This is a genomic window from Pseudoalteromonas sp. GW168-MNA-CIBAN-0100, assembly GCF_040309225.1.
GTDB classification, from domain to species: domain Bacteria; phylum Pseudomonadota; class Gammaproteobacteria; order Enterobacterales; family Alteromonadaceae; genus Pseudoalteromonas; species Pseudoalteromonas arctica.
On record NZ_JBEOOL010000283.1, the window covers coordinates 1 to 338 of the forward strand.

1 protein-coding gene is annotated in these 338 nt (G+C 49.7%); it reads left to right on the plus strand.

The features are described from left to right. On the plus strand, window positions 1–338 hold a 338-nt coding region (locus AAEY62_RS21130), incomplete at both ends, for a SecDF P1 head subdomain-containing protein (protein ID WP_502935535.1).

The window sequence follows — 338 nt, forward strand, 5'->3', positions numbered from 1 at the left end:
GGACAGCGCTGGTGGCAAGCTGATGCAAAACGCCACGCGTACTGCTGTTGGTAAACAGATGGCCGTGCTATTCATTGAAAACAAGCAACGTATCACTTACGAAGAAGATCCAGCGACTGGCGAAACAGTCGAAGTACGTACGCCTTATGCTGAAACCAAAGTCATCAACCGCGCTAATATTCAAGCGGTACTGGGCTCCTCTTTCCGTATTACTGGTCTTGATAGTAGCGCAGAAGCGGCAGAACTTGCATTACTCCTACGTTCAGGCGCCTTAGCCGCACCGATGTATTTTGTAGAAGAGCGCACGATTGGCCCCTCATTGGGTCAAGAGAATATTG